At 71.4% G+C, this 26,325-nt stretch carries 27 protein-coding genes and 1 pseudogene; 13 read left to right on the forward strand and 15 right to left on the reverse strand.

The window, feature by feature from the left end:
* Positions 1–2: 2 nt before the first annotated feature.
* From ACRX5S_RS22930 to ACRX5S_RS22970, 9 genes are all read right to left on the reverse strand, one after another.
* Positions 3–182: a hypothetical protein gene (locus ACRX5S_RS22930; protein WP_436774918.1), complete on the reverse strand. Its 180-nt coding sequence runs from the start codon at positions 180–182 to the stop codon at positions 3–5.
* A 150-nt stretch (positions 183–332) separates the two neighbouring features.
* Complete coding sequence (locus ACRX5S_RS22935) at positions 333–1,223, reverse strand: phosphotransferase (protein WP_436774919.1); 891 nt, start codon at positions 1,221–1,223, stop codon at positions 333–335.
* Positions 1,224–1,330: 107 nt separating this feature from the next.
* The gene (locus ACRX5S_RS22940; protein WP_436774920.1) at positions 1,331–2,137 is read right to left on the reverse strand and encodes an ABC transporter permease; all 807 of its coding nucleotides are present in this window, start codon (positions 2,135–2,137) and stop codon (positions 1,331–1,333) included.
* Complete coding sequence (locus ACRX5S_RS22945) at positions 2,134–3,120, reverse strand: ABC transporter ATP-binding protein (RefSeq protein WP_436774921.1); 987 nt, start codon at positions 3,118–3,120, stop codon at positions 2,134–2,136. The genes ACRX5S_RS22940 and ACRX5S_RS22945 overlap by 4 nt, the downstream gene beginning before the upstream one ends.
* Before the next feature lie 189 nt (positions 3,121–3,309).
* Entirely contained in the window at positions 3,310–4,041 is a 732-nt protein-coding gene (locus ACRX5S_RS22950; RefSeq protein WP_436774922.1) for a response regulator transcription factor, read from the reverse strand.
* Positions 4,038–5,294 carry a sensor histidine kinase gene (locus tag ACRX5S_RS22955; protein ID WP_436774923.1) on the reverse strand — a complete coding sequence of 419 codons (1,257 nt, stop codon included), beginning with the start codon at positions 5,292–5,294 and terminating at the stop codon, positions 4,038–4,040. Before ACRX5S_RS22955 ends, ACRX5S_RS22950 begins: the two co-directional genes overlap by 4 nt.
* Before the next feature lie 328 nt (positions 5,295–5,622).
* A complete protein-coding gene (gene pssA / locus ACRX5S_RS22960; RefSeq protein WP_436774924.1) occupies positions 5,623–6,480 on the reverse strand; it encodes a CDP-diacylglycerol--serine O-phosphatidyltransferase in 858 nt (285 codons plus the stop codon).
* Positions 6,467–7,135, reverse strand: a complete 669-nt coding sequence (locus ACRX5S_RS22965) for a phosphatidylserine decarboxylase (RefSeq protein ID WP_436774925.1) — start codon at positions 7,133–7,135, stop codon at positions 6,467–6,469. The genes pssA and ACRX5S_RS22965 overlap by 14 nt, the downstream gene beginning before the upstream one ends.
* Positions 7,136–7,619: 484 nt before the next feature.
* Positions 7,620–9,305: an N-acyl-D-amino-acid deacylase family protein gene (locus tag ACRX5S_RS22970; RefSeq protein ID WP_436774926.1), complete on the reverse strand. Its 1,686-nt coding sequence runs from the start codon at positions 9,303–9,305 to the stop codon at positions 7,620–7,622.
* A 104-nt stretch (positions 9,306–9,409) separates the two neighbouring features.
* On the opposite strand from ACRX5S_RS22970, the gene ACRX5S_RS22975 reads away from it, so the two are divergent.
* The 4 genes from ACRX5S_RS22975 to ACRX5S_RS22990 all read left to right on the forward strand — a co-directional run bounded on the left by ACRX5S_RS22975 (position 9,410) and on the right by ACRX5S_RS22990 (position 12,366).
* Entirely contained in the window at positions 9,410–10,027 is a 618-nt protein-coding gene (locus ACRX5S_RS22975) for a TetR/AcrR family transcriptional regulator (protein ID WP_436774927.1), read from the forward strand.
* Positions 10,028–10,127: 100 nt separating this feature from the next.
* Positions 10,128–10,634 carry a nitroreductase/quinone reductase family protein gene (locus tag ACRX5S_RS22980; RefSeq protein WP_436774928.1) on the forward strand — a complete coding sequence of 169 codons (507 nt, stop codon included), beginning with the start codon at positions 10,128–10,130 and terminating at the stop codon, positions 10,632–10,634.
* Between the two features lie 237 nt (positions 10,635–10,871).
* Complete coding sequence (locus ACRX5S_RS22985) at positions 10,872–11,258, forward strand: hypothetical protein (protein WP_436774929.1); 387 nt, start codon at positions 10,872–10,874, stop codon at positions 11,256–11,258.
* 253 nt (positions 11,259–11,511) lie between these two features.
* Positions 11,512–12,366 (forward strand): alpha/beta hydrolase fold domain-containing protein, encoded by an 855-nt coding sequence (locus ACRX5S_RS22990; protein WP_436774930.1) that lies wholly within the window; start codon positions 11,512–11,514, stop codon positions 12,364–12,366.
* A 262-nt stretch (positions 12,367–12,628) separates the two neighbouring features.
* Here ACRX5S_RS22990 and ACRX5S_RS22995 read toward each other — a convergent pair whose 3' ends face one another.
* Positions 12,629–12,832 (reverse strand): cold-shock protein, encoded by a 204-nt coding sequence (locus ACRX5S_RS22995; RefSeq protein WP_436774931.1) that lies wholly within the window; start codon positions 12,830–12,832, stop codon positions 12,629–12,631.
* Positions 12,833–13,093: 261 nt separating this feature from the next.
* Here ACRX5S_RS22995 and ACRX5S_RS23000 point away from each other — a divergent pair, with 261 nt between their 5' ends.
* On the forward strand, positions 13,094–13,339 hold the full coding sequence (locus tag ACRX5S_RS23000) for an acyl carrier protein (RefSeq protein ID WP_436774932.1): 246 nt from the start codon (positions 13,094–13,096) through the stop codon (positions 13,337–13,339).
* A gap of 136 nt (positions 13,340–13,475) precedes the next feature.
* On the opposite strand, the gene ACRX5S_RS23005 is transcribed toward ACRX5S_RS23000, so the two are convergent.
* Complete coding sequence (locus ACRX5S_RS23005) at positions 13,476–13,808, reverse strand: helix-turn-helix transcriptional regulator (RefSeq protein WP_436774933.1); 333 nt, start codon at positions 13,806–13,808, stop codon at positions 13,476–13,478.
* A gap of 136 nt (positions 13,809–13,944) precedes the next feature.
* Between ACRX5S_RS23005 and ACRX5S_RS23010 the strand changes: the two genes are divergently transcribed.
* Positions 13,945–14,388 (forward strand): STAS domain-containing protein, encoded by a 444-nt coding sequence (locus tag ACRX5S_RS23010; RefSeq protein ID WP_436774934.1) that lies wholly within the window; start codon positions 13,945–13,947, stop codon positions 14,386–14,388.
* Between the two features lie 78 nt (positions 14,389–14,466).
* On the opposite strand, the gene ACRX5S_RS23015 is transcribed toward ACRX5S_RS23010, so the two are convergent.
* On the reverse strand, positions 14,467–15,516 hold the full coding sequence (locus ACRX5S_RS23015; protein WP_436774935.1) for a hypothetical protein: 1,050 nt from the start codon (positions 15,514–15,516) through the stop codon (positions 14,467–14,469).
* 139 nt (positions 15,517–15,655) lie between these two features.
* On the opposite strand from ACRX5S_RS23015, the gene ACRX5S_RS23020 reads away from it, so the two are divergent.
* The 5 genes from ACRX5S_RS23020 (at position 15,656) to ACRX5S_RS23040 (ending at position 19,615) form a co-directional block, all read left to right on the forward strand.
* Positions 15,656–16,459 carry a TIGR03084 family metal-binding protein gene (locus tag ACRX5S_RS23020; protein ID WP_436774936.1) on the forward strand — a complete coding sequence of 268 codons (804 nt, stop codon included), beginning with the start codon at positions 15,656–15,658 and terminating at the stop codon, positions 16,457–16,459.
* Positions 16,460–16,555: 96 nt separating this feature from the next.
* Positions 16,556–16,894, forward strand: a complete 339-nt coding sequence (locus tag ACRX5S_RS23025; RefSeq protein ID WP_436774937.1) for a hypothetical protein — start codon at positions 16,556–16,558, stop codon at positions 16,892–16,894.
* 214 nt (positions 16,895–17,108) lie between these two features.
* Positions 17,109–17,813 (forward strand): aminoacyl-tRNA hydrolase, encoded by a 705-nt coding sequence (locus tag ACRX5S_RS23030; RefSeq protein WP_436774955.1) that lies wholly within the window; start codon positions 17,109–17,111, stop codon positions 17,811–17,813.
* Between the two features lie 333 nt (positions 17,814–18,146).
* On the forward strand, positions 18,147–18,524 hold the full coding sequence (locus tag ACRX5S_RS23035; RefSeq protein WP_436774938.1) for an STAS domain-containing protein: 378 nt from the start codon (positions 18,147–18,149) through the stop codon (positions 18,522–18,524).
* 176 nt (positions 18,525–18,700) lie between these two features.
* Entirely contained in the window at positions 18,701–19,615 is a 915-nt protein-coding gene (locus tag ACRX5S_RS23040) for an NAD-dependent epimerase/dehydratase family protein (RefSeq protein ID WP_436774939.1), read from the forward strand.
* 26 nt (positions 19,616–19,641) lie between these two features.
* Here the strand turns inward: ACRX5S_RS23040 and ACRX5S_RS23045 are convergent, their stop codons facing one another.
* Positions 19,642–20,835, reverse strand: a complete 1,194-nt coding sequence (locus ACRX5S_RS23045; protein ID WP_436774940.1) for a phytanoyl-CoA dioxygenase family protein — start codon at positions 20,833–20,835, stop codon at positions 19,642–19,644.
* 909 nt (positions 20,836–21,744) lie between these two features.
* On the opposite strand from ACRX5S_RS23045, the gene ACRX5S_RS23050 reads away from it, so the two are divergent.
* Both ACRX5S_RS23050 and ACRX5S_RS23055 read left to right on the forward strand, forming a co-directional pair.
* The gene (locus tag ACRX5S_RS23050) at positions 21,745–23,145 is read left to right on the forward strand and encodes a peptidoglycan-binding protein (RefSeq protein ID WP_436774941.1); all 1,401 of its coding nucleotides are present in this window, start codon (positions 21,745–21,747) and stop codon (positions 23,143–23,145) included.
* Positions 23,146–23,301: 156 nt separating this feature from the next.
* Entirely contained in the window at positions 23,302–24,777 is a 1,476-nt protein-coding gene (locus tag ACRX5S_RS23055; protein WP_436774942.1) for an SPFH domain-containing protein, read from the forward strand.
* Between the two features lie 279 nt (positions 24,778–25,056).
* Here the strand turns inward: ACRX5S_RS23055 and ACRX5S_RS23060 are convergent, their stop codons facing one another.
* On the reverse strand, positions 25,057–26,220 hold the full coding sequence (locus tag ACRX5S_RS23060; RefSeq protein ID WP_436774943.1) for an acyltransferase family protein: 1,164 nt from the start codon (positions 26,218–26,220) through the stop codon (positions 25,057–25,059).
* A pseudogene (locus tag ACRX5S_RS23065) lies at positions 26,217–26,325 on the reverse strand (UTP--glucose-1-phosphate uridylyltransferase); the annotation flags it as partial. The gene ACRX5S_RS23060 and the pseudogene ACRX5S_RS23065, both read right to left, overlap by 4 nt.

Genomic DNA, 26,325 nt, shown 5'->3' on the forward strand with positions numbered 1-26,325 from the left:
GTTCAGCAGTCCTCGCGCGCGGCCTTCCAACTCGCGCGAGTTTCCTTCAGTCCACTCTTCTCGAACGGAACCATGCCATCGCCATACGCCCGCAGCCGCGCACAGGAGCGGGCAAGATTCCGCCCATAAGGGAACAAGCCCAAAGCAACGCCGAGCGCCAGAACGTCCTCGATCGTCAGCACCTCCAACCCCCACCGCGCCGCCAACCGCCGGCCTGCTCGGTCGTCGATCGGGACCTCACACCGACGACCCGTTCTCGCTCGACCTCACACGCGCCGCTTGCGAACTGCCCGTCCGAGGGCGCTCTCGCGGAACGCGGAGCGGCCGGGTGGTCAGAGCGCTTTGGCCAGGGTTTCGGCGAGGGTCTGTAGGCGCGTGAGGACCTGGGGGAGCTGGGTGGGGGCGTGACGGGCTTTGAAGGGGGCGATGAAGAGGGCCGCGGGGGCGGTGCACCAGGCGAGGACGGCGGGGCCCGCCACGGCTTCGGCGGCGGTGTGGATGCGGGCGGCCACGTCGGGGTGGTAGCCCTCGACGTACGCCTCGCGGAGGAGCGCGGCGTGGTCGAGGACGCGGGTGCCGCTGCCGAGTTCGTCGATGTCGATGACGGCGGAGACGGTGCGGTCCGGACGCAGGAGGACGTTGACACTGTTGAAGTCGCCGTGGACGAGGTCGCCGGTGGGCAGTGGGGTCGGACCGGCGGCGTCGAGGAGGCGGTCGTAGCGGGCGAGCAGGGCGGTGCCCGGAGCGCCGAGTGCCGCGACGGCGCGGCGCGGGCTGTCCGGTCCGTCGTCGGTCGCGGCGGTGAGGGCGTCGGCGTTGCGGTCGCGGGAGGGGAGCGGGTCGAGTCCGGTGTGCAGGTCCAGGGTGTCGAGCAGCGGGCGGACCGTTGCGGAGGTCAGCGGGGTTGAGGCGGAGCCGTACGCGAACTCCTGGACGTGGTAGGCGACTCCGTTGTCGAGGAGGCCGGTCGCGAGCCAGCGGGGTGTGGGGTATCCGCCGGAGCGCACGCGTTCGACCGCTCGGGCGATGTCGCCGATGGGGACGTGGGCGTCGGGGCGGCGCAGCTTCAGTACGGCCCGGCGACCGTCGGGTTCGGCGAGTTGCCAGGCCCCGCCCTGGAGCCCGTCCGCGAAACGTCCGCGGATGGTGAAGCGCAGGCCGTGCGCGTGGTTCGCGGCGCTGACGGCCCGAACGGCGGTCTGCGGGTTGTCGAGGCCGTACACGGGCTTCCTTTGCGGTCGGTGGCGCGCCGCGTGGTCGCGGTGCGGGAGGGGGGTGGGTGTGGCTGCTGATTCACCTTCCCGCCCGCGGCGTCGGAGGCCCGGGAGGGTCAGGTGACCTCGCGGCGGGAGGTGCGGTAGAGACCGGCGGCGAACAGCGCCACGCCGAAGAACGCCGTGTTGCACAGCGCGCGGGACCATTCCAGGGCGGAGATCTCGTCGTGCTCGCTGAGCGGCGTCATCGCCTCGCCGGGGTTGATCCACCTGAAGGGGGCTTCCAGCGCCGAGACGGTGCTGCCCAGGATACCCAGCACGATCGGGATCGCGTAGAAGGCCAGCACCGACAGCATCGGACTGGACAGCAGCATGCCGAAGGCGATGCCGGTGGCCACCGCGACCACGCAGTCGAGCAGGCGCGTGGCGGCGAGGTCGGCGGGGACGCCCCAGCCCCCCTCGGCGTTGTCGGTGGCCAGGGCGAGCGCATGTCCGCCGTACGTCACGACCGTGCTCAGAGCCATGCCCGCCACGGCGATGATCACGCCCGCCGCGAACTTGCCGAACACCACGCGGTGCCGTTTGGGGACGAGGGCGAACGTCGACAGGCCGCTGCGCTGCGACCACTCGGCGGTCACCGACAAGATCCCGATCACCGGCAGCAGCACCGAAAGGCCGAGCTGCGAGGCCAGGAACAATTCCGGCACGTCGCGGTCGCCGTCTTCGCCGGCGAAGACCAGCAGGCACACCATGCCGACCATGGCCAGCACGATCACCGCGAGGACCCAGCGGCCCGAGCGGGTGTCCGTCATCTTGCGCAACTCGACCTTGGTCAGCATCCATTGCGTGGGCCCGGCCGGTGCCGTCTCGGGGACGAAGACCGTCTCGACCGGGTCCTGCCGGGTGGTGGTGTGCAGGCTCATCGTGCCTTCGCCTCCTCGGCGGTCTGTGCGTTCCGGGGCGTCCGAGAGGTCTGCGAGGTCTGCGGGTTCTGCGAGTTCTGCGGGGACCGCGGGTCCTCGTCGGCCTGTGAGCCGGTCAGGCTCAGGAACAACTCCTCCAGGCCCAGGTCCTCCGCACCCCGCAGCTCGGTCAGCGGGACGCCGTGCCGGGCCGCGGCCAGGCCCACCTGCTCGGGGTCCGAGTCGACGACGACCGCGCCGTCCGCGTGCGTGTCGCGTACGCCGAGGCCCGCGCGGTCGAGCGCCTCGCGGAGGGCCGCCGGGTCGCCGGACCGTACAACCGCGCCCGAACGCCCGCGCAGCAACTCGTCCTTCGGCCCCTGTGCGACGATCCGCCCGCCCGCGATCATCACGTAGCGGTCGGCGATCGCCTCCACCTCGAACAGCAGGTGCGAGGACAGCAGCACCGTGCCGCCACGCCGCGCGAAGTCCCGCAGCAGCACGCGCATTTGGTGGATGCCCTCGGGGTCGAGCCCGCTGGAGGGCTCGTCGAGGATCAGCACGCCCGGGTCGCCCAGCAGCGCCTGCGCGATGCCGAGGCGTTGGCGCATGCCGAACGAGTAGCCGCCCACGCGGCGGCGGGCCGCGGCCGAGAGGCCCACGTCCGCCAGGACCTGGTCGACGCGCGTGCGTGGGACGCCGAGCAGCATCGCGGCCAGCACCAGCGTCTCGCGCCCGGTGCGGCCGGGGTGGCGGGCCGAGGCGTCCAGCAGCACGCCGACGTGGCGGCCGGGGTTGGGGATGGTCTTGTACGGTACGTCCAGCACGCTGGCGGTCCCCGCGCTGGGCTCCGTGAGCCCGCAGATCATCCGCATGGTCGTCGACTTCCCGGCGCCGTTGGGCCCGAGGAAGCCGGTCACCGTGCCGGGCTCGCACGTGAACGAGACGTCGTCGACGGCACGGTGGTCGCCGTACCGCTTGCTGAGGTGTTCGACTCGGATCATGCCTCCGAGCCTGCCGACGCCACCCGGCCCGCGGCATCGGCCGTACGTCGACGGCGGCGCGACCAAAGGCTATGCGCCCGGCGCCTTTTCGCCCGTGGCCGGCGTCGCCGTTCGGACATCGGACATCGGGCATCGGACGTCGGATGTCGACGTCGGCGCGCGGGACGTCGAACGTCGGAGAGTCGAAGTTCAGGCTCCGCGTTCGTCGGCATCGTGGACGAGCAAGGCGATCTGCACGCGGTTGTTGAGGTCGAGCTTGGTCAGGAGCCGGGAGACGTACGCCTTCACGGTCGCGACACTCAGCGAAAGCTCCCGCCCGATCTCGGCGTTGGTCGCGCCGCGCCCGACCAGAACGGCCACCTCGCGCTCGCCCGGGCTGAGACGTCCGAGCAGGTCGCGGGCGCGGTCGCGACGCGGGTCGCCGCCGGAGTCGGCGACGTACCGCATCATGCGGCGCAGCACGGACGGCGACATCATCGGCTCGCCGGACGCCACGAGCCGGATCGCCCGGGCGATCTCGGCGGGCGGCGTGTGCTTGAGCAGGAACCCGCCCGCTCCGGCCCGCATCGCGCGCAGCACGTGGTCGTCGGTGTCGAAGGTCGTCATGACGATGACCTGGGGCGCGTCGGGACGCGCGCGCAGGCGGGCGGTGGCCGCGAGGCCGTCCATCGTCGGCATGCGGATGTCCATGAGGACGACGTCGGGCCGGTGTTCGCGTACGGCCGCGTCCACCTCGGCGCCGTCGGCGGCCTCGCCGACCACGAGGATGTCCTCGGGCCCCGAGAGCATCATCGACAGACCCGCCCGGACGAGCGCGTCGTCGTCGACGAGCAGGACCCGGACGGGGGTCCGGTCGTCGGGGGCGTGATGCGGCGGTACGTGGCCCCGCGCGGGCGGGGGTTCTTGCTCGGGTGGCGTCACGGTGACCACGGTAGCCAGGCACGCAGCCGGAATTCACCGCGACCGGGTCCGTGTTCGAGACGTCCCCCGGCCAGCGTCACGCGCTCGGCGAGGCCGATCAGACCGGCGCCCGCCCCCGGTATCGGGTCGCCCGGTGCGGACAGCGTGGTCGGCAGCGGATTGACGATCTCGATGCGCAGCCCGGACCGGCCCGCCGTGTCGACGCGTACCCGCACCGGCTCCCCGAGGGCGTGCTTGCGGGCGTTCGTCAGCCCCTCCTGCACGATGCGGTACGCGTGCCGCCCCAGACTTGCCGGCACCGCGGCCGGGTCTGTCCCGTCTGTCCTGTCGACTCCCTCCTCCGCCGCGGGCCCCTGTGCCGCCGCGCCCCGTTCACCCACGGGGGCGAAGGCGAACTCGACGACCGCACCCGCGCGTCGGGACTGCTCGATCAGCGCGGGCAGGTCCGCGAGTGTCGGCTGCGGCCGGTCCGACTCCCCGGCGTCGTCCTCGCCGGGTGAGGTCTCGTCCGTCCGGAGCATGCGGATGACGTCGCGCAGATCCTCAAGCGCGTCGTGCGCGCACTGTCGGATCACCCCCGCCGCGCGTGCCTCCTCCGGCGACGCGCCCGCACGGAACTCCAACGCCCCCGCATGCACCGCGAGGAGCGAGATCCGGTGCGCAAGCACGTCGTGCATCTCGCGCGCGATGCGCTCGCGTTCCAGGTGGCGGGCCTCGTCGACGCGCAGCCGCTGCTCGTTCTCCGCCTGCCGGGCGCGCGCCTCCAGGGACCGCACCAGCATGCCGCCGGTCAGCGCCACCACGTCGAGGAAGAGAAAGGTGCCGACCGCCTGCCAATACTCGCTCCAGGTCACCGTCGCCATGCGGAACAGCGCGAGCACCAGGACGACATGCAGTCCGACCACCAGCAGCGCCGTGCGTGCGCGGCGGAACGAGGCGACGCTGAAGAACGACGCGATCGCGCTGCCCATGACCGGTACGACCAGGAACCCGGCCACAGCGAAGAACACCCCGAGCACCGTCGGGTGCGCCCGACGGAACAGCGTGACCGACAGGGCCGCGACCGCGCCCAGCACGACCTGCGGCGTGGCGTGGGCGCCGGCGTCCGGGTCGTCCGAGATCGTCGCCAGTAGAAGGAGCACGCCGAGCCCGAGTGCGACGGCGCCCAGGGCGGCGTCGTTTCGCCATTCGCGGCGACTGCGCCGCAAGCCGTTCGCCCACCGCGCGGTGCGTGAACCGGGGACTCCGGACATCTCCCGAACTCCCTCGTGTCGTGCCTGGTGCCGGGCAGGTTCGACGCTGCTCGTCGAGCGTATCCAGGGCGCGGGTGACCACGGCAGCGGCGGAAGTCGCGTCTCCCGTCGACTTTGGTAGGTGCCGACTCCGCAGAGGGTTGGACGGGCCGCCGCCGTTCGTCCGCAGCGCGGTGCCGACCAGGACGTGCACAGGGGCCGAGTCAAGGTGCTCGACGGCACGACGAAACGCCCCCGGCGTCCGTCAGGGACCGCCGGGGGCGTCGTCGTCAATTGCCGCGGTGTTCGCGCAAGCCATAGCCGTAGTCTCAGCCGCGTGCCGCGGCGACTAGCGGATCATGCGAACACCGATGAACCGCGCGCCGCGCCGCGTCATCGCGACCACCGGGATGCTCAGCGCCAGCGAGATCTGAAGGGTCGCGCCCATCGTCAGCATCGCGTCGCCGCCCGGAGAGTCGGTCGCCCACAGCGTCAGGCAGCTCACGCTCGCCGCGATGAACAGCATCGTCAGGATCGCCAACTTGCCCTGCGGCTTGGGGTACTCGATGCGGCTGACCATGAGCCACGCGGTCAGCAGGATGCCGGCGGCGCCCACCACGAACGGCAGGTCCAGCAGCACGATGGAGACCACCGTCAGCGCGCCGAACGGAATCGGCATGCCCTGGAAGACCCCCGGCCGTCCGGGCGTCGACGCGAAGCGCGCGAGCCGAAGCACGCCCGCGATCAGCACCGACAGCGCCACCAGTACGGCAGGCGTCTTGCCGGGGCCGAGCGGGATGGCCGCCCATGTGACCACGAAGAACGCGGGGGCCACGCCGAAGGTGATGACGTCGGCCAGGTTGTCCAGCTCGGCGCCCAGTGCGGAGCGGCGGAACTTGCGCGCCACCAGCCCGTCGCACAGGTCGAACAGCGCGCCGATCAGCATGAGGACGACGGCCGCGGCGGCACTGCGGCGGTCGGCGGGTACGCCGTACCCGTCCATGTGCTGCGCCACGGTGGCGACGGCCAGGAAGTACACCGCCAGGAAGCCGCACGCGGCGTTGCCCAGCGTCAGGACGTCGGCCGCCGAGATGCGCGACGACAGCGGCGTCTCCTCCGCGACCGGGTCGGTGCGCGGGATGGGGTGCTCGTCGGCGTACTCGATCGGCTCGAAGCCGTCGAATTTGTCGAAGTCAGTCCCGGTCAAGGCGCGTCTCCCCGGCTCGGGTCCGCTGTCCGACCTGTACCGCGGGCTCGATGCCCGGCGGGAGGTACACGTCGACACGGGAGCCGAAGCGGATGAGGCCGATGCGCTCGCCGACCTCGACCTCGGTGCCCGGCTCCAGGTAGGGCACGATGCGTCGGGCCACGGTGCCGGCGATCTGCACCAGCTCGACCTCGCCGCGCGGCGTGTCGAACACCCACACCACGCGCTCGTTGTGCTCGCTCTCCTTGTTGAACGCCGGGATGTAGCCGCCCGGCTTGTGTTCGACGGACTTGACGACACCCGTCAGGGGAGCGCGGTTCACGTGCACGTTCAACGGGCTCATGAACGTCGCCACTCTGGTCCGCCCGTCGGGCCAGGGGTCGATGCTCTGCACGACGCCGTCGGCGGAGGCGATGATGCCTTCCTCGACCGGAGTGCGCTCCGGGTCGCGGAAGAACCAGAGCATGCCGCCGGTCAGCGCCAGCGTCGGCACGGCCGCGATGGCCCAGCGCCGGGAGCGGAGCGCCGCACAACCGGTCACCGCGGCGGTCAGCGCGGTCGGCACCAGCCAGGGGGAAGCCCCCTTGGCGAGGCGCACGGACCTGCCGGTCTGCGATGCGGCTGCGAGGGTCGGCGCGGGGGAATCGTCACTCATCGAGAACCTTTGTCGGGGGCGTGCCCGTCGGTAGCGGGCGGCACTCGGCGGATGCTACCTAGACTGAGGGTCATTGCGCTCTATGCCTGGTCGACTCTTTGACCATGGCAGGGCGTACAAATCACCGAAATCGGATGGTTCCTGGGTCTTTCATGGTCGCGAGACACATCAGCTCGTACCGTCAAGGTTGCCCTTCGCATACGCCCTGTGCCAAATCCCCTCCCCCCTGAACAGGCCTCTGAAGAGCCGAATCGGGGGCGAACAGCCCTCGCTTGTGGGTTTTGTGACACGTACGTGACAAACGCCGGGCCGGGCACGTGCCCGGCCCGGCGTTTGTACCGTGCCTCAAGGGTCGCTCCGGCCGGATAAGGAGGCCGTGAGGTGAGCGGATCCGCTAGATTGCAGGGGTGTCGCGGGGGAGTCGCGACGAAGTTGCGCGGAAGCCCTGTCGACCGCTCCCGTCAAGCGGAGTCGACCGCTCCGGTCAGTTGCTGCGTCCGATCATGGTGCCGGGGCGCGCCCCGGTCGGCTCGGCCGCGAGGACGGTCGGGACGCCGCCCACGACCGTCGCGCGCACGCCCGAGTTCCCGCGGCTGAAGCGCCACGAGCCGTCCGGGTTGTCGTACAGCTTGACCTCGGGGCGTACCTCGATCTCGTCGAGCGCGAACACCGCGAGGTCGCCGGCCTTGCCCGGGGCGATGACGCCGCGGTCGCCGAGGCCGAAGAAGCCGGCCAGCTTGCCCGTCAGGTTGTGCACCGCTTCTTCGACGGTCAGCAGCCCCGTGTCGCGGACGAAACGGGTGAGCAGATAGACGTTCTCGCCGGAACCGCAGAAGAGCTGGAGGTGCGCGCCCGAATCGTTGATGTTGGTCAGCGTGTGGGGCTCTTTGAAGAGGTCGGCAATGACCGGCTCGTCGAAGTCGTCCGGGATGCCCTTCATGCAGGACTTGATGCCGTTGGCAATGATCCAGTCCGCGAGCGCGTCGGAAAGGTGCTTGCCCTCTTGCTCGGCGTACGCGCGCCACGAGATGTCCAGCGGGCCCGCCCCGGTCTCGGAGATCGCGAAAATCATCGATTCCGGGCGGTCCAGGCGCGACGTGGACGAACTGATCCTGTTGTCGTAGTCCTCGCGCGCACGGGCCCGCCACTCCGGGTCGGCCAGCACGTCGAGCTTGCTCTCGGCCGGGCCGTTGATCCACTCGTTCCACGCCGCGACGCGCTGGAAGGTCAGCGCGCGCTCGAAGTTGAAGAACGGCTCCAGGGGCTTGTGCGGGACGTTCGGCCAGAAGTCGACCCCGCTCTCGCGGATGCGGCGGTGCAGCGCAATCGTCTGCTCGCGCAGATAGTCCTCGCGCACGGTCGAGGGGATGGCCGTCCACTGCCCGCGCACACCCCGTGGCCCGCAGATGTTCGCGAAGCGCTCGACGTCGGCGTCGATGTTCTCGGGCTCGTTGAACCGGGTGATCATCTGGAGCGTCGCGCCCGGGTGCTTCGCGAGGACGTCGACCAGTGCCTCGAACTCGGCGTCCTCGGCGAGCCGCGTCGGCACGAGCTTGAGGTAGCGGTCCTTGTCGAACACGTTCGTCGACATGCCGATGGCCCCGTGTGCGAGGGACTCGTCGAGGAGCGCGGCCATCTCGGCGACCTCCTCGGGCGTCGCGGCGCGCTCCCACGCGGCCTCTGCGCCCATGACGGTCGTGCGCAGAGTGAGGTGGCCGACAAATCCGGCGACGTTGACGGTCGTCTTCTGGTCCTCGCACGCGCGGCGGTACTCCGGCCAGCGCTCCCAGGTCCACGGCACGTGGGTGGTGAAGGCGTCGAGGGGCAGGTCCTCAAGGAAGGTGAAGAGGTCGAGGACCGGGCCGCGGGCCTCCTTCTGGAGCGGCGCCACGGACATGCCGCAGTTGCCGAAGACGACCGTTGTCGTGCCGTACGCGGGCAGCGGGTCGAGGTCCGGGTTCCACCACATCGCACCGTCGACGTGTGTGTGCGCCTCGATGAAGCCGGGGGAGACGTACGCCCCGCTTGCGTCGATCTCGCGCTCGCCGCGCGACTCCAGGTCGGGGCCGACCTCGGCGATGACTCCGTCGGTGATGCGGACGTCGGCGCGGACGGCGGGTGCGCCCGTGCCGTCGACGACGGTTCCTCCACGTACCAGCAGATCGGCCACGGCCGTCTCCTTGCTGTCGGAAAAGCTCAGGTAGTTATGATGCAGGTTGTAATTTAACTAGGTGAACTAGTCAAGGGCGCCGCCCGCTGGAAGAATCCCGGACCGTGCCGACCTCCACCCCCGCCGCGCGCCGCCCGATCGGCGGACGCCCCCGCGACCCGCAGATCGACGCCGCGATCCTGACCGCCGTGCGCGAGCTGCTGGCGGAGGAGGGATACGCGCGGCTCAGCTTCGAGACCGTCGCGCGCCGCGCCGGAGTGACGCGGCCGACCATCTACAGGCGGTGGTCCTCCAAGCCCCAGTTGGTGCACGAAGCCGTCTTCCCGGCGCGCGACACCGCCGTGCTCATCCCGGACACCGGCGACTTCGCGGCGGACGTGCGGCGGATGATCGCGGACACGGTCGCGTCGTACGCCCGTCCGGAGGCCCGCGCGGCGCTGCCCGGCCTGTTCACCGATCTCAGCCAGGACCCGCTGCTGCGCGCGGAGGTCATCGACGGCCTGGAGAACCGGGTGCGGGAGCAGTTCCACGCGCTGGTCCGCGCGGCGTGCGAGCGGGGGGTGGTGCGTTCGGACGCCGATCCGGACGTCCTGTTCGACGCCGTCCTCGGCGCGGTCTTCACCCGCTCGGTGGCCCACCGCGACGTGGACATCCCGCCCGCGTTCGTGGACGCGCTCACCGCTCTCGTCATCAACGGGGCAGCGGCGCAGCCGGGCGGCTGACTGCCGCGCGAAATGGATGGTGCCGACTCGTCACGCGCGTGGCCGCGGACGGCTACTGTCCTGTCCGTAACCGGTGCAGGTACGGCACGAGGAGCGCGCGATGTCGTCCGACAGGAAGCCGAAGTCCCCGCGGCTGCCGCCGCGTTGGTTCATCCGGACCGCCTGGTACGTCCACCGCGGCCTCTACCGCGTCTCCCGCGGCCGCATCGGTCTGTGGCGTCCTAATGACGAGGCCGACAAATGGGGGACGCTGCGACTGACCACCACCGGGCGCCGCACCGGTCGGCAGCGCAGCGTGATGGTCGGATACTTCGAGGACGGCCCGAACTACGTCACCCTCGCCATGAACGGATGGGGCGCCGCGGAGCCCGCGTGGTGGCTCAACCTCCTGGACAATCCGAACGCGAGCCTCGAACTCGTCGACGGGACAAAGCTCGTACGCGCCCGCGCCGCCACCGGGGACGAGCGCGAACGGCTCTGGGCGCGCTGGCGGATCGTGACCGAAAACCTCGACAGCTTCGCGGCAAGGCGACCGTCCGAGACCGCGGTGGTGGTTCTGGAACCTCGGCCCGCGGAGACAGCGGACACGTCCCTGCCCGCCGAGTAGCGACCCGATTTGTAGGTCGTGTCTGTCGGATCGCGCGTCACCGGAACGTCCCCGCCGCACGGTGCACGGCGCCGTGCGGGTCCGCGCGGTGCTGCGCCGATCACTGGGGTGCGCCGCCGTGACCGCCTGCGCCCCCGACAGGGGCATGGCGCGGGTCCAGGCGGGTAGCCGCGTGGCGTAAGAGAGAGCGTCGTACCCGTGCTCGGGGCGCGGGGACCAGGTGAGGGAGCGCCGCAGATGATCCGCAGCCGTCACCACAAGCACGCGGTCGAGGAAAGCGCCGGGCCCATCTCCAGGGACAGGGACCACGGCGGCCAGGGGGCGTCGTCCGAGGAATCCGCGCTGCCCGCCGAGGCCCGCGCGGATGTGGCGGGCTCCGGATACCCGGGGTCCAACCCCGCCGAGAAATACGCGGCCGCCCGTGACGAGCGCCGCCGTGCCACCGACGGATCACCCGCGCTGGACCGGGCGGTCGGTCGGGACGACGTCGAGGGCGCCGACGACTCCGGGCCGAAGGCCTCGGATCCCGAAGCGTCGGACGGTCAGGCCCCCGGCTCCGCGGACACTGAGACCCGCGAGTTGTTGACCGACCAACCCCCGCCCAACCGCCGTACCGCGCCCTGACGTGCCGTCAATTCCCAAGGGCCGCGCCGCGAGCGGTCGCGCGGGCTGGTCCGTGTCCGACGCCGGTCCGACCCGGGGCCGGTGCGTTGTCCACAGCTCGCGGATCACTTTCCAGGTCTTCCACAGGTTCGCGGCCCGCCCTCAAAACCTCGCGCCATCCGTGCCACGATGCGATGCAAGCCGGTGATCACGGGGTCGCCGGGGGCACGGCAGGCCGCGTGGTGCGGGCTGCGGACGCAAGGGAGGCCGCCTGATGGGGCTCGACGCATGGAACCTGCCGGGGGAGCGCGAGGGAAGGCCGGCGCCGGATGATCTCGCCGAGCGACGCAAGGCGATCTCCGCGATCCCGCAGCAGGTGGAGCCGGGGGCGAGCGTGTCCCAGGAGGTCTTCGGAGGTGTACCGGCGGTGGTCGTCACCGTCGCCGAGCCGGTGCGCACGGTCTTCTATCTCCACGGCGGCGGCTATCGGCTGGGCGAGGCCGCAGGCTGGACGGGCTTCGCGTCCCGCCTCGCCACGGCGGCGGAGGCGCGCGTGGTGCTGGTCGACTACCGGCTCTCGCCGGAGGCCCCCTTCCCGGGGGCGCTGCGCGACGCGGCGTCCGCGTACGACGCCGTGCACCAGGCCTTCGGCCCGGTCACCGTCGGCGGCGACTCGGCGGGTGGCGGCCTCGCGGCGGCGCTGGCCCTGGCGATCCGGGATGCCGGACGCCCCGCGCCGGTCGCGCTGATGTTGTTGTCGCCGTGGCTCGACCAGACCTGCGAGTCGGCGGCGTACGCGCGAAGTGGCGCGACGGACCAGCTCTTCGGCCTGGAGGCCGCCCGGACCGGCTCGGACCTCTACCTTCAGGGCCACGACCCGCGCGATCCGCTGGCCTCACCCGTCCTGGCCGACCTGGAGGGCCTGCCCACGACGCTGCTGTTCGCAGGCGGCGCCGAGGTGCTGTTGGACGACGCGACCCAGTTCGCCCAGAAGGCCTCCGCGGCGGGCGTCACCATAGAAGCCCACTTCGTTGCGGGGATGCAGCACGTGTGGCCCACGGTGTTCCCCGACCTGCCGGAGTCCATACGCGCCTTGGCCACCATGGCCCGCTTCCTCCGCGACAACTGAGGCACCTCACGCGGGGCGCCCTCTTCGCGTCGACGCCCCCACATCCCCCCAGCTCGCGCAACGGCTCTCGGCTCGCAACCCCCACAACCCCAACATCCCTACCAACACCCGCTCTTGCCGTCGTCCCCACGACGGCGAGTCGGCCTGGCGCTGCCTGGTGGTCGTGCCCGGCAGGCAGCGGCAATACGTCCGATGCCGCCCGGGGTGCGACCCCTGCGTGCTTCCCCACACGGCAGGGGCCGCCCCGGCGAGCGAAGTGCCGCTATGCGGCGGTGACGTTCTCGGCCTGGGGGCCCTTGGCGCCTTGGGCGATGTCGAAGGAGACGCGCTGGTTCTCCTGGAGTTCGCGGTAGCCCGAGGCATTGATGGCGGAGTAGTGCACGAACACGTCCGCCCCGCCGCCGTCCTGGCTGATGAAGCCGAAGCCCTTCTCCGAGTTGAACCACTTCACGGTGCCTGTCGCCATCGACCGGTCCCCTTCGATCACGCCTCGGGCACCTCCGTGGTGCCCGCCGGGCCTTCCGCGGCCCGGCGATCAAGGGCCTGCCCCGTGCGCACGCCCCGCAATCACCCGAATGCGCAACGGGTCTCCAGACGGGCAGTTGTTCGCTCCTTGACAACAACATAGGGTCACGGTCGAGTCACGCCGTGCGTTCACTCCGAGTGTGGGTGGTACTCGCCCGGTGCCGGACAGGCAGTCCGGTGCGAGAACACCAAGGAGGATCTTGTGGACGCGTTCGAGACCCGCATCATCGCCGTCGTCGCCGACGAGTTGGGCATTCCCGAGACCGAGGTGACCGTCGGTTCGCGGTTCGCCGACGACTTCGGGATGGACGCCTTCGGCGTGGCCGGCCTGGCGCTGCGTGTCAGCGAGGAGTTCGAGGTCGCCCTGTCCCACGACGACATCGAGGCCGTCGAGTCCGTCCGGGACCTGATCGACGCGGTACGCGAACTCGCCCCGCAGGCGACCTGACGGCGGCCCGGACGACACCGGGCACCCTGCGGTTCGGCAGCCGCGGCAACTTCGGTCGCGGCTGCCGAACCACCGCACGACGAATTCACGGACGGGCCCGGTCTCCGAAAGCCGTGGGGCGACGCCCCGCGGGCAGTCAGCCGGCGGGCGTCCGGGAGGTGGGCAGGGCGATCAGGTCCGCGACGACGGCGCCGCGGTCGGCCGGGTGGCGCAGCGCGGCATCGGGGTTGATGCGGTAGTGGTTGCGGCGGCCTTTGCGGGTGCGTACCAAGTAGCCGGAGGCGGCCAGGTCGCCGAGGATCGAGCGCACGGCGCGTTCGGTGAGATGGCAGGTGGCGGCGATCTCCTTGAGCCGCATGTCCGGGTTCCTGGCCACCGCCGTCAGCACCCGCGCGTGGTTGGTCAGGAAGGTCCACCCGGCACCGGCGCGATAGGCCCGCGTACGTTGGGTCGGCGCGCCGTCACTCATAAGGCCAGGCTAAAACGCACCGGTCCGAACCGCGACAGAGGAAGGAAGATTCCTCTATCTGTTGACGGGCCCTCGGCAGAAGCGGAGTGTGGAAGGGCGGCCGCCACGTGGGCGGCGCAAAGGAAAGAGGATCGCCATGACCCGCAAATTCCGCGCCCGGAAAGCCATCCGGCCGCCTCCGGCACCGCGCCGTGCGCAGCCCCGCAGCCCCGCCGCCACCGCCTCGCACCCCGTCCTGAGCACCGACCTCCGCCGCACCACAGGGCATCTGGTCGCCCAGGTCTCCGGCGAGGTCGACCAGGACAACGCCGACGACCTCCGGCACACGCTCACCGACGCGCTCGCCCGCACCGACGGTCGCAACCTGCACGTGGACATGGCCCGCGTGACCTTCTGCGACTCCTCCGGCCTGCACGCCCTTCTGGCGGTACGCACCCAAGCCGAGGACGCCGCAACCGAACTCTCCCTGGAACCGGGCGCCTACGTCGACCGCCTGCTCGACCTCACCGGCACCCGTGCCCTGTTCAAGGTGGCCCATGTGCCCACCTCGCCCGGTCATCCGGATGTGTGGACTGCGTAACCCCGGTGAAGCTCATCGTCCGCGCAGCTCCCGCAGTCCCGTCACTTCGTGTTGGTCTCCCCGGCCGGGGGCCGATCTTCAGCCGCCGGTGGCCTTCACGAACCAGGCGAGGGATTGCTCGTCGCTCAGCACGGACTCAAGGACCAGATCGCCGGGGACCCGCGCGAACAACCTCCCCGGGTTCCACGACGAGCGTTCGCGGGGTCGGTCCAGCACCAGGAGCCGTATGCCGTCGACCGATCGGATGTCGTCAGGGCATCCGTCGACCGGGACCGCGGAGCCGTCCGCGTTGCTCATGGCGAACTCGGCGTATGCGTCGACGGACGAGACGCTGCCGGGAGTGAAGGGCGCGTTGCGCGCCAGGGCCACGGCCGCCGGGTCGGGCGCGGCACCCGGTACATGGCCGGCGCCGATGAGGACGTCCGCGAGGAGCGTGAGCAGTTGGCGGTTGCAGCCGAGCCCGCCCATGCGCATGCGGTACGCGGCTCCGGACGGCCGGTGCAGCACGACGAGCGGTTCGTCGTCGAGCATGCGCACGATGTGGCGCAGTGAGGGCAGACCGGTGTGCCACACCACAGCGACACGCTCCACCTCGGCTCGGAACTGTGCTCGTTCCGCAAGGCTGTCGCGCAGTGGGCGGTGCGAAAGCACGGCGACGGTGGCCAGTTCCCACTGCTGGACCTGCCACCACGCGATGAGGCTGCGCAGGGCCCGCTCGTCCGCGTCGGCGCCGACGAGCTGCCCGACGATGTCGCCCGGGATGTCGACCGACTCCGGGACCGGTACTGCCGCGCCGCCTGATGCGTGCCATATCCCGGGGAAGTTCACGGCCTCGCGCAGCCCGTCGCGCGCCCGGTCGAGGATGACGGGACCGCAGTCGGTCGGGTCCGCGCCCAGCTCCACACAGGCCCCGATGATCACGGAGAGCATGCCGTGATGGATCAGCGGCAGGTACTGAAGGAGCTCGGTGAGCCGGGGGACGGCCGCCGCCGCTTCGTTGCGGTCGGTCCGCGGCAGGGCTATGAGGAGTGCGTTGACGGCGGCGGCGATCTTGTTCGGGTCCGGTGATTCCGATGCCGCGACGAGTTGGTCGACGGCCAGGCTCATGGGGCGAGCTTCGGTGTCCATGGGCGCAACCTAGCGAGGGAAGGACGTCCGGAAAGGCCAGTTGCCGGCAGAAGGCATTCGGGGGTGTCTGTTACGGGCGGACGTGCGGCATCTTTGACTGTGTCAGGGAAGTGCGCTTCGGCGCGGAGGAGGCACGTGCATGGCACCCAGCGAAGGCACCGACGTATTCGAGGACTTGCGCGCCGAGGGCGAGGCGCTCCACGCCTTGGTCGCGGACCTGGACGACGAACAGTGGTCGCTGCCCACCCCCGCCCCCGGCTGGACCGTGGCTGACCAGATCGGGCACCTCGCCTCGACCGACGAGATGGCGATCCTGGCCGCACGGGACCCCGGCGCGTTCCTGGCGGCGGTGCCCGCCGTGGTCGAGGCGCTGGCGAACGGCCTCGAAGGGAGCATGTCGGGTCGCCGCGACGCGGAGAAGGGCGTGGAGTTGCTGGACCGCTGGCGGGCCGGGCGCGAAGGGGTGATCGCGGCGCTCCGAGGGCACCCGCCCGGCACCCGGTTCCCGTGGTTCGGCCCGCCGATGAGCCCGGCCGGGATCGCCACCGGCCGCCTCATGGAGGCCTGGGCGCACGGCGGCGACGTGGCCGACGCGTTGGGCGTACGACGTGAACCGACGGCACGCGTACGGCACATCGTGCGGCTCGGGGTCAACGCCCGCGACCACGCGTTCGCGACGCACGGACTCCCGGCTCCCGAGGACCCGTTCCGTGTCGAGCTGGTCGGCCCGGACGGCGCCGCATGGGACTTCGGTCCGCCGAACGCACCGCAGAAGGTCTCCGGTCCCGGCTACGACTTCGCCCTCCTTGCGACCCGCCGCGTGCATCGGCAGGACACCGCACTGACCGCCGAGGGGCGGGACGCCGACCGCTGGCTCGACATCGCCCAGGCGTACGTGGGGGCGCCGGGCGAGGGGCGGGCACCGGGAGCGCGGCGTACCTGACCGGAGTTGTGGTTTCTGCGGTACGGGAGCGGCGAGCGGGACCATGGTGGGAGTGCGCGGAACGCGGAGCGAATGACCAGGTGTCCAGGTGTCCAGGTGACCGCGGCGATCGCGTACGACCCGGGGCAGGTCTTGGGGACGGGGCTGGCCCAGGAACTGCCGTGGCCGCTGCGGACCGCGTGGTCCCTGCTGGGGACGCGCGCAATGCGTTGGTCGATGCGCAAGGTGAACCGCGACTTCAACTCCGCGTCCGACGCCGCAAGCGCCCTGGCGGACTTGGTGCTGGGGCGCGTGGCCCCACCGGAGGGACGGACGTACGCGGCCCTGCGCCATGGGGAGTTGGGCTGGCCGGACCCATCGGAGTTGGCGCGCGATGAGGTGGCCGCGAGGGCGTTGTGGCGGGAGAGCGCGGGGTTGGTCGGCGTGTCCGAGTAAGGGCGAACGTGCGGCGGTGTCCCCGGGGCCGTCCCACCGGCGACGCGGGCGGCGGTGAACTCGGGGCTGGTCGCTCCTCCGGAGCGGACCGCCCGGGTCGGGATATGCGGCGGCTCCGACGATCGGCGATACCCGGCACCCGCCACCGCAGGTACGGCGGTTGACACCTGCGGTGGCACCGGCGGCCCCGGATCTCCGCCCGTCCTCCGCCGCGGTGCGGCATGATCATGGGGTGAGCTCAGCCGTTGACAGGGACGCCGTCCCGCAGTTCGTCCTTCCCCTCGTGGTGCGCATCGAGCGCGAGGCTCCGCCCGCACGTACCGCCGCACTAGAGGCTGCGGCCCGGGCGGTACTGGTGTTCCTCGCCGACGAGCGGTCGACTGAGGGGGAGTGGGCCGAGCGCGTCACGGAGTGGACCGACGGGCGCATCCGCAAGGTGGTACGCCGGGCCCGCGGTGCCGAATGGCGGCGCGCCTCCGTGCTGGACGGCATCACGTCGGAGCACGAGGGCGCGGAAGTCCGCGTGTTCCCGCCGGTACCGCTCGACGCGTGGCCCAAGGAACTCGCCCGGCTCCAGGTCTCCGGCACGGACCTGGACGATCCGGAGCCGCCGCCCGCCCCCGAGCCCGGTGTTCCGGTGCTGTGGTTCAACCCCGAGTTGGAGATGAGTGCGGGCAAGGCGATGGCCCAGGCCGGTCACGGTGCGCAGTTGGCCTGGATGAGCCTGGACGCCGAGGCCCGCAAGCGCTGGGCGGACGACGGGTTCCGACTCGCGGTGCGCACCTCCCCCGCCGCGGCGTGGCCCGCGCTCACCGACTCCGGACTGCCACTGGTCCGCGACGCGGGGTACACCGAAATCGCCCCCGGATCCTGCACGGTGGTGGCTGATTTGCCGGAATTGCGGGCCCGGCGAGCCTGAACCGCCGTCCCCGGACCGGCCGATCGGCGCCGGGAGCCGACGTCCGAGCACCTGGATGCGGGTACTGTGCCACCCCGCGACACGCCGGACGGCACACCTGTAAACGTGACCTGACTACACGTCACATCGCTTGCCGCCACGCGTATTTGCAACGGCTCGGTGACAAACTCGGCCAACAACCGAGACCGGGGCGTAACCGTGCCGCCTACGCCACGTCATCCACCGAGGACTACGGTGGATCGCGGCCGGGTCTCCCGCCCGGCCCCGCGCCGCGCGGCCGGGGAAGCGGTCCGCAGGGGCGGTGCCCGCCTGCCGACCAGGGAGCGCCCGCGAGTGAACCTTCAGGTGACCACCGAGGACCACCAAGGCTGGACCGTGCTTTTCGTCGCCGGGGAGGTCGATTTCGCCGTCGTCCCGGAACTGGGGGAACACGTCAGACGGGCGGTGGCCCAGGGGCGCCACCACCTGATCCTGGAGTTGACCGAGGTCGTCTTCTGCGACTCGACCGGGATCGGGGCCCTGGTGGGCGCCAGGAGGTTGCTGCGCTCGTGCTCGGGCCAGTTGCGGCTGGTGATGCCGGAGAGCGGCGAGCACCATGTGAACCGTGTGTTCACCGCTCTCGGTCTGCGGCGGCTGTTCGACGTGCACCCCGACCTTGACGAGGCGCTGGCCGCCGACGACCCGCGCGAGCGCACCGCCGAGGCGGGCTAGCACGTCGGCGAGGCGAGGCGAGGCGGGCCGGCGCCTGCGGCGAAGCGGGCTGAAGCGTACGGGAATCCGCGTGTGGCGGGGGCGGATCGTACGCGTGTTTCTGATCATTGCCCAGGTCAAGTGTCTGCGCTACGTTGCGGCCCAACACTCGTAGCCGCTGCGCAGGAGGGCTTGGCATGGCACTCGAAGGCTCCAAGATCGTCGTCACCGGGGTCACCGGCCAGGTGGCCGAGCCGGTGGCCAAGCTGCTCGCGCAGAACAACGAGGTGTACGGCGCCGCGCGCTTCAACGACGACGAGTCCCGCGCGCGCCTGGAGGCCGCCGGGGTCAACTGCGTCAAGATCGACCTGGCGGCGGGCGACGTGGCGGGCCTCCCCGCGGACGCCGACTACGTGGTCAACTTCGCCGTCGCGAAGAGCGGCGACTGGGGCGCCGACCTGGACGGCAACGCGGGCGGCGTGCTGTGGCTCATGGACCACCTGCGCGGGGCCCGGGCGTTCCTGCACTGCTCCTCGACGGCGGTCTACCAGCCCGACGGGCACCGCACTTTCAAGGAGTCGGACGCGCTGGGCGACAACCACCGGGTGTGGTCGTTCCTGGAGACGTACAGCATCTGCAAGATCGCCGCGGAGGGCGCGGCCCGGTGGGGGGCGGCCAAGTACGGGCTGCCGACGACCATCGCGCGGCTGAGCGTCCCCTACGGCGAGAACGGCGGCTGGCCCGCGATCCACCTGGAGATGATGATCGCCGGTGCGGCGGTCCAGGTGAACAGCGACACCCCGAGCGTGTACCACCCCATCCACGAAGAGGACATCGTCGCCTCGCTCCCCAAGCTGCTCGGCGCGGCGTCGACGCCCGCGACGGTGGTGAACTGGGGCGGCAGCGAGGCGGTCAGCATCGAGGAGTGGTGCACCTACCTCGGCGAACTGACCGGTCTTCAGCCGGAGTTCGAGGAGACCGACCAGACCATCAGCAGCGTCGCCCTCGACCTCACCCGCATGCACGAGGTCATCGGCACGACCGACGTGCACTGGAAGGACGGCATGCGCCGCATGGTCGAGAAGTTCCACCCGGAGCTGCTCAAGAGCTGAGGCCGTGGGACGCGGGCCGCGTGCGCTCAGCGCCCGAGGCCCGCGTCCAACTGGTCCGCGCTGCGGCTGCGGATCAGGTCGTTGACCGCGAGGCCGGGGCCGACGTTCTCGAAGAGCGACGGCGGGTGGTACGTCACGTACATCGTGCGCCGCCCGCCGACCCCGGTCGGTGCCGGGGACGCGTGCAGAACGTCGCCGATGTGCACCGTGACGTCGCCCGGCTCGGTCGGGATCAGCATGTGCGGCAGGTCCGCGAGCTCCCCCTGGTTCGGCGGCGGACAGGTCTTGCCGTGCGTGCCCGCCACCGCCTCCAGGCATCCGGTCTCCGGCGACGAACCGGTCAGCTGCACACCGATCGCGACCGACGGGCACATGATGTGGTGGCCGCCGAGCCCGCAGTCGGTGTGCCAGGGGATGTTCGCCAGCCCCTTGAGCCGCCCCGGCGGCTTGAGCAGCACGCCGACGCCCTCCATGCGGTCGGTGGACGCCACGAGGTCGTCGTGCAGCAGCGACGACAGCCGCAGCATGCGCGGATCCCGGGCGACTTCGGCGATCAGCGGCGAGCGCTCGCTCGCGTACACCAGGCGGCACAGCACGTTCTCACCGTCCTCGGTGGCAGCCCACCACGACCGGTCGTCGCCGACGCGGGCTTCCGCCGCGAGCCGGTCGACCTCGGCGTTGAGGGCGGCGACCTCGTCGGCGGTGAAGACGCCGCGCACCCGCATCACGCCGGTGGCGTCGAAGAAGGCGGCCAGGTCGGCGTCCGCGTCGGCGAGGGTCCAGGCGCGTTCGAGGTCGACCGTACGCCCGGCGCGGTCGGCGGGCGGGACGCCGTCCGGCCGGTACACGGGGATGCCCGTGTAGAGCGCGCGCAGCGCGGGCTCCCAGGCGAACAGGTCGAGGACGGTTCCGTCCCGCACCTCGACCTCGCCCGCGATGGCCAGCGCCGCGCCGGTGCGCATCTGGGTGACGAAGTCGGTCCAGGCGTCCGGTGACATCAGGCAGGTGCAGCCGTCGTCGGCCGTGGTCTCGTCGGCGGGGTCGACACGCAGGCGCCCGTCCAGCGGGCGGTACGTCCACGCCGCCTCGCCGACCTCCAACGTCAGCGGGCGCAGCCCCGCGAGGCCGGTCGCCGCGAGCAGTCCGTGCTCGCCGGCGAGCAGCCCGGGCACGATGTCGCGGTGGTACGTCTCCGCGTCGATCCGGTCGCGCGCGTGCATGCTGTGCCCCTCCCCGCAGGTGACATCGGGCGCAGTATGCCGTGCCTGATGAACTGTCACCAGCCCCTCAAGCGCAGGCTCGGACGTACATGGTTGGACGCCCATCAGCGGCCGCCACCCGTCCCGCCCTGAACTCCCCGCGCGAGCCGCGGCATGAAGCGTACGAGTGGACCCGCGGCCAACACTCCGGCCCTCGCGTCACCCACTCCCCAACCACTCGTTCCCCGTATGTGCCTCCCCGCCTGCCGTGCCGCCCGCCGCCGCGCCCGACGGTCGCGCCGGGCCGCCTCGTCTGCCCGCCGCGCCCGACCGCCACGCCCGACCGCCACGCCCGACCGCCACGCCCGACCGCCACGCCTGCCTGAGAAGTCCCAACCCCGTCGGGGCCTCGTCCGCCCGGCCCCGCACCCAACGTGCGTGCCACCCCCATTGCGCGCGGAAGCGCCACAACCCCCGCCCACACCCGATCGTCCGCGACTCGCCGCGTTGCCAACCCCGCTCTCCCCGCTGCCGCCTCGCTCTCCGCCCCACGGGCCCACCACCACCCGCCACCGCGCGGAAGCGCCTCAACCCCCGCCCACGCCCGATCGTCCGCGACTCGCCGCGTTGCCAACCCCGCGCTCCCCGCTGCCGCCTCGCTCCCCACGGGCCCACCACCACCCGCCACCGCGCGGAAGCGCCCCCACAACCGCCTGACTCCCCGTCAACCCCGCCCCAACGGTCCCTCCTCGCCGGCGCCCCTCCACCCCGTCCAGCCATACCGCACACGGCTCTTCGGGTGATTCGAGGTTTACCACCCCCCGGTCAATTGATGTCCGAATTAGTACGAATGGGCGTGACTTGTGTGATTAATGGTGTTCAATCGTGTTGATCATCCAAGCAACTGGTACAACGGCGAGGCAGGTGCACATGGAAGCCCCCGTATTCGACGACATTGCCGATCCGTCCTGCACATGCCTGGCGTGTGTCGGGACACGTCGGCAGGAGGCGATGGCCCTGCGCTCCGGTGGAAGTCCGGCGCGGCGAGCGCGCCGTACCGCCGCGACCGTCGTCACGGCCGGCTTCGTCGCGGCCGGTGTCGCGCCCGCCGCGGCGCGAGCTCTGGACGCCGACAAGAGCGTCGACGACCAAGGACCGCGCCAGCCGCTCGCCGACACGCTCATCGACCAGGCGCAGCTTCCGCCCGGCGCGTCCGACCACACCGTCCCCGAAGCGGCCGTGTGGGAGGGGGCGTACGGCTCACCCCAAGGCGAACCCGGCCCGCTGCGCCTCGGCTCTTCCGGCGGCAAGAGCATCACCCCCGTCCTCGTCACCGCGCCCTCGCGCCTCGGCCTGGCGACCGTGACCCGCGACCAGATAATCGAGCGGGCCCGCTCCTGGTCCGACGTGGTCGTGCCGTACAGCCAGTCCGGCTACCGCGGCGGCTATCGCACCGACTGCTCCGGCTATGTCTCGATGGCCTGGGGCCTCGCGCAGAACGCCTGGACCGGCAACCTCGCCGACTACGCCACACCGATCTCCAAGAGCGCCCTCAAGCCGGGCGACATCCTGCTCTTCCACAACGCGGCCAACCCGGTGCGCGGCTCACACGTCGTCATCTTCGACCGGTGGACCGACTCGTCGCGCACCAGCTACGTCGGCTATGAGCAGACCCAGCCGGGTACCAAGCACCGCACGATTCCGTACGCGTACTTCAACTACTCGTCCAGCTACAAGGCCTACCGCTACAAGAACGTGGTCGAAGGCGGAGGCTCCAGCCCCGGCCCGACGACCCCCGGTGCGACGGTGTTCCCGGGTGCGCAGTATTTCGGTCCGGGGAAGTCGAACGCGTACATCACGCAGCTCGGCAAGGCGTTGGTGGCGAAGGGGTACGGCAGCTACTACCGCGAAGGCCCCGGCCCCACCTGGGGTGCCGCCGACCAGCAGGCCACGGCGGCGTTCCAGCGCGCCCAGGGCTGGACCGGCGCCGACGCCGACGGCATACCCGGACGCGAGACGTGGGCCCGCCTCATGGCCGGGTTCGACGGCGGCACCGGCGGCAACCCCGCGCCGCCGCCCACGAGTCCCGGTGCGACGGCGTTCCCGGGTGCGCAGTATTTCGGTCCGGGGAAGTCGAACGCGTACATCACGCAGCTCGGCAAGGCGTTGGTGGCGAAGGGGTACGGCAGCTACTACCGCGAAGGCCCCGGCCCCACCTGGGGTACTGCCGACCAGCGCGCAACGGCGGCGTTCCAGCGCGCCCAGGGCTGGACCGGCGCCGACGCCGACGGCATACCCGGCAAGGACACCTGGGCGCTGCTCATGCGCTGACGTGCCGCGGGTGACATCCCGCGAGTGACGTCCTGCGGGCGGCGCCCGGCCGGGGCGTCGCACCGTCGGCGCACCACCACCAGAACCACCAGGCGGCGGCCCCGAGGGCGGCGCCGCCACCGGAAGGGCGTCGACGGCGACGCGTGAGGAGCACAGGTGACACGCGAAGACCCGACGGGGGAATGGGCGGGGCCGGGAGGCCGCCGCAGGCTCGGCGAGGGCGGCACCTCCGGCACCGCGTCCGGTACCGCCTCCCCGTCCGGTACCGCCTCCGCCGCCGCTCCCGTGATCGTGACGGTCCTGGACCGGGCGGCGAACAGCGGCACGGCAGCGGCGCCCCTGGACGGGCGCGTCCTCGACACCGCCGAGGTCCGCGCGCTGTCGGCCTCGGGCCTCGGCTCGGCCGCGCCGCCCACCACGGCTCCGCCGACCGCGACCTCGACCGCATCCGCGTCCGTGACGCCGACGCCGCCGTACGCGCAACAACGTGACCCGCTCGACCTGCCGGAACCGGAACGGGGCAAGGACATGGCGACCAAGACCACCCGTACCCACACCGACACGGCCGTCGCCCCGGTCGCGACCAACACGCCCGCGGCCGACCCGCCGTCATCCGCCGCAGCCACCACGAGCGCGACGGCGACGTTCGGAGGCACGCACTTCGTGGCGCCCCCCGACGGCCAGTCGTCCGCCCTCACGCGCGCCCGCTACCCGCGCGCCGACCAGGAGCTCCGCGAACGCCCGGCGTTCGTCCTGCCCGGCTGGCTCGCGGGCCCGGCCCTGCTCGCGGCGGTGTGCGCCATCGTGTGGGCGGTCGCGGCGTCCGGCCACATCGACTCGCGCCTGCCGGACCAACTGCGCGGCAGCGCGCTCCTGGACGTCGCGGAAGCGGTCGCCGTCACCGCCGGGGCGGTCGCCGCGCTCCTCGGCCTGGTGCTCCTGCTCGGCATGTTCGTCGTACCGGCGGGATCCGCGCGCGTCATGAGCCGGTACGGCCGCTACAAGGGCACGGTCCGGCGCACCGGCCTCGTCTGGGCGGTGCCGTTCCGCCGCCGCCGCAAGGTCGACACCCGCCTGAGGCACTGGCGCAGCCGCCCGATGGACCTGACCGACCGCCAGGGCACTCCACTCCACGTCATGGTCCTGGTGGTCTGGCAGGTCCGGGACACCGCCCGCGCCAGGTTCGCGGTCCGCGACCACGAGCAGTACCTGCGCCAGCAAATCGAGGCGGCGGTGAGCGCGGTGAGCGCGAGCCTGCCGTGCGACAGCTTCACCCGCGGCGCGGCGTCCCTCCGCGACACCGAACACGTCAACGACGAACTGACCCGCCGCCTGTCCGGCGCCATGACGGCAGCCGGCGTGCAGGTCTTCTCCGCCCAAGCCCTCCACATCGACTACGCCCCCCAGGTCGCCGACTCCATGCTGCGCCGCCGCATCGCCGCCCTCGACGCCGCGACCCGCACCGCCGTCCTGGACGACGTTGTCGACACCGTCTCCCAGGCCGTCGACCAGTTCACCCGCCGAGCCCTCGTCCGCCTCGACGAGGACGGCCGCACCGACTTCATCCGCGACCTCACCGTCGCCATGTACACCGCCCGAGGCAACCCCCACCCCACCCCCACCCGCGACTGACCCGAGCACACCGGATGGAGCCCGTCCCGACTGCGGCGGGCCGATTGAGGCATCTCCACAGCGGAGCAAACGGATGGCTGATGCGCGCAAGCCGACGGGGCGCCGTGTCTCGGTGAACGCCTGACGCTGCGAAGCCAGCGGTGGCGGTGAGCGGTGGGACTTGGGGCGGGCATGTCCAATTCCAGGGTCTGCGGCAAGGAGTGCGCGAAGCAACTGAGGTACCTTGGCGCGGGCTGATACCCGGTGTAATTCAACGCAGTTGACGCAGTCGGCTCCGCGCTAACCCGGTTTGTTCTCGTTGGTCCTCGAGCCGCGTGGCGGGCTCGGGGAGACCCGGCGGAACGCCCAGTCCATACGCGGTTCTATCGCCCAATGAGCGCACCAGCGGACAGGGCCGGTGGCCAGGACGACGGCAAGGCCGACACCGACGAGGGTTGTCAGCGCCAGTCCTCGAAGGCCTTCCAAGACCGACTTGTCGTACCACCCGTGCGCGAGTGCCATCTGGACCACGAGGCCGTGGAGCAGGTAGACGTACTGGGATTTCTCACCGAACCGACTCAGCGGGCCGGGGCGGGAGGGTACGAGCGCCAAGAAGCATGCGCTCAACAGGAGTGCGGCGCCCGCGATGACGATGCTGGTGCCCCACCAGCGGACCAGGCTGACGTCAAGGTTCTCGTGTCCCGTGCGCCGGTACAGCCATTCGGCATTCGTGGTCGGCGCCATTGCGTAGACCAGGAGAAAGGCGGCGGGGAAGACCGCGGCAGCCCCCCAACGGAGGCGACCCGGCGCGCGTATGCGATCGACATGCGCCCGTCGCACCACCAGTCCGAGGACGAAGAAGGGCAGGTACTGGAAGAACTGGCCCAGAGCGAGATCGCCTGACGTCTCCGTCGTGCCGATCGCCAGCGCCGCGGCGCACGCGACAACCAGCGGGGCCTTGACGACACGCCAAAGCGGCGACGTGATCCGCCACAGGAACAGGGCGATCAGGAACCACGTGAGATACCACGGTTCCAGAAAGTCGATGGGTACCCATTCGTCTGCCTTGTAGCTGCGCATGAGTCCGTACGCCGTGGCGAAGATGACATACGGCACCAGTGTGCTGGTGACCAGACGCTGGAATCGTCGTTTGCCGACGGGATTGTCGGCGAACGATCGCGAAAAGAAGCCGCAGACCATCACGAACAGCGGCATGTGGAACGTGTACACCGTCAGGTATGCCGCGCGCACCAGCCTGTTGTCAGCGGAGTCCGCCAGCGGCCCCCAGACATGTCCGCACACCACAAGAACGACGGCGAAGAACTTGGCGTTGTCGAAGTACGCGTCCCGAGGCGTTGCCGCGAGCGGTGGGTCCCCGCCGGGCGGTCGAGAACCCGTCACGGCAGCGCTCTCGGACTTGCGGGGCGGTGCCAATTTGCCGCCCTCGCGTCGCGAGCCGCTCACACCTGGACCGCCTCGCGCACGAAGTCCTTGAGCCAGGCCCGGAATTCCGGCCCCAGGTCTTCACGCTCGCACGCAAGTCTGACGATAGCCCGCAGATAGTCCCCG

The sequence above is a fragment of the Yinghuangia sp. YIM S09857 genome (genome assembly GCF_051388915.1).
Taxonomy (GTDB): Bacteria; Actinomycetota; Actinomycetes; order Streptomycetales; family Streptomycetaceae; genus Yinghuangia.